Origin of the sequence: Microcoleus sp. LEGE 07076 (assembly GCF_015207455.1) — a bacterium.
GTDB lineage: Bacteria > Cyanobacteriota > Cyanobacteriia > Cyanobacteriales > Microcoleaceae > Microcoleus.
Map to the genome: position 1 here is coordinate 1 of NZ_JADEWV010000428.1, position 1928 is coordinate 1928.

2 protein-coding genes are annotated in these 1928 nt (G+C 46.0%); one reads left to right on the plus strand and one right to left on the minus strand.

Annotation, left to right across the window (positions count from 1 at the left end):
• A partial coding sequence (locus tag IQ270_RS29950; protein WP_305076235.1) for a proton-conducting transporter membrane subunit occupies nucleotides 1–778 on the plus strand: 778 nt, incomplete at its 5' end.
• Nucleotides 779–1025: 247 nt separating this feature from the next.
• Here IQ270_RS29950 and IQ270_RS29955 read toward each other — a convergent pair.
• Entirely contained in the window at nucleotides 1026–1796 is a 771-nt protein-coding gene (locus IQ270_RS29955) for a TerC family protein (RefSeq protein ID WP_193976731.1), read from the minus strand.
• Nucleotides 1797–1928 lie beyond the last annotated feature (132 nt).

The window sequence follows — 1928 nt, forward strand, 5'->3', positions numbered from 1 at the left end:
AGTCTCAGCATTGCTATCGGGCATTGTCGTCAAAGCTAGTATTTTACCGCTGCTGCGCTGTGCTTTGATTTCCGATGATATTAATCAGATAGTCAGGATTTTTGGCGTAGCAACGGCTTTCATGGGAATCGGGTATGCCATCTTTGAAAAAGATACAAAACGGATGCTGGCTTTTCACACAATTTCGCAGTTAGGATTTATTTTGGCGGCACCGGCAGTGGGGGGAGTTTACGCGCTGGCTCACGGTTTGGTTAAATCAACTCTCTTCTTAATTTCAGGTTCTTTACCAAGTCGGAACCTCAAAGAAATGCAATATAAACCGATAGATCCTAACCTTTGGATTGCCTTGGTTATCGCCAGCCTGTCGATTTCGGGCTTTCCCTTTTTGGTAGGATTTGGGGCCAAAGCATTGACGATTAAAAATCTAGCAGATTGGCAGGTAATCCCGATGAAGATTGTCGCCGTTGGTACAGCTATATCCTTTGCCAAATTCATCTTTATCCCGCGTGGAGAAAAACAGAAAGTCCAGCCTGGTTTGTGGCCGGCGATCTCACTTTTAATTAGCGGGCTAATTATCGCAAATCTGGTGTATTTAGATGCTTATAAAATTGATACAATCATCAAAGCACTGCTGACGATCGCTATTGGTTGGCTGATGTATGTTTTTGTTATTAAACGGTTAGCAATCGCTCTGCCGCGTGTAGCTGAGCAGTTCGATCATCTGGTGGGTGTGATGAGTCTGACTTTGGTGGTACTTTTTTGGATGGCGCTAGCATGATCCTCGATCGCGATCCGGAGGCAGTTTTGAATACGATCGATTCTGTACAGATCGCACACCATCGTTTCAATTCCCGTCGCACCTGCGATCGACATTGATTACTCCTGTGCTAAAAAGCCTGTAAATAGCAGGATATTTGCCAGCGAAGCGAGCAGCCAGATGCCTGCTTTACTCACCATTGTGTGACATCACCGGTGCGATCGACCCTGATATCGTGTTCGGTCGATCGCAGGTAACACGCTCTGTGTTAAACTTCGGACTTCTGTCCTGGCGATTCCGGCAATGCGACTTCTGAATCCGGCTGATTGAGAGCTATTGTCTGAGATTCTGCAATCTCCACCGCCTCGGGAGTGCGCTTAGAAAATCCCCACACAAATAGCACGGTGATACTGGTAATTAACAGCCACTCCGGAGGTACTAAACTGTCGTTAATTACTTTTACCAACAATCGCATTCCCACCAAGCCTACTGTAATGTAGCCAGCATCTTCTAAGTGTACGAACTCATCGAGCCAGCGGATGAACAATCCCGCCATAAATCGCAGGGTGATAATTCCAATTGTGGCACCTGTCACCACCAGCCAAATTTTGTCAGAAATTGCGATCGCAGCAGTAACGCTATCCAAAGAAAATGCTAAATCCGTCAGAGAAATCACTGGAATTGCTTGCCACACCGACGAAAATCTCGGCCCGTGATGTTCTCCTTCAGAGTCAGTAGCTGAGGAAAAGTGCTGGAAAACTAGCCACAGCAGGTAGAGTCCTCCCAGCAGTTCAAACTGCCAGAACCCGATCACCCAAGTCGCCATTAAAATTAGTAAAATTCGCAGTACAAAAGCAATTATCAAACCGATGTTGAGAGCCTGTTGCTGTTGCTTGGCATCTTCCAAACCTTTAGAAATAGATGCCAGGGCGATCGCGTTGTCAGCCGAAAGCACAGCCTCCAAACCCACTAACACTAACAATAATAAAAAAGTGTCAACTCCCAAATTGGGCGAAGCGTCAAGAAATTGATCTACCATTAATTATTTTCTGCACCTAAGATTTGCAAGCTAAGAGCGCAGCGCAAATCACCGGCTCTGTCTAAAATGAGTGTCACCTTCACCTATCTTAACCTAGTGCGGTAAATTTGTCGCAGGCGATCGCACTCAAGG

Excerpts from the sequence above, each read along its gene's own strand:
- IQ270_RS29955 (WP_193976731.1), bottom strand. The coding sequence starts at position 1,796 with ATGGTAGATCAATTTCTTGACGCTTCGCCCAATTTGGGAGTTGACACT.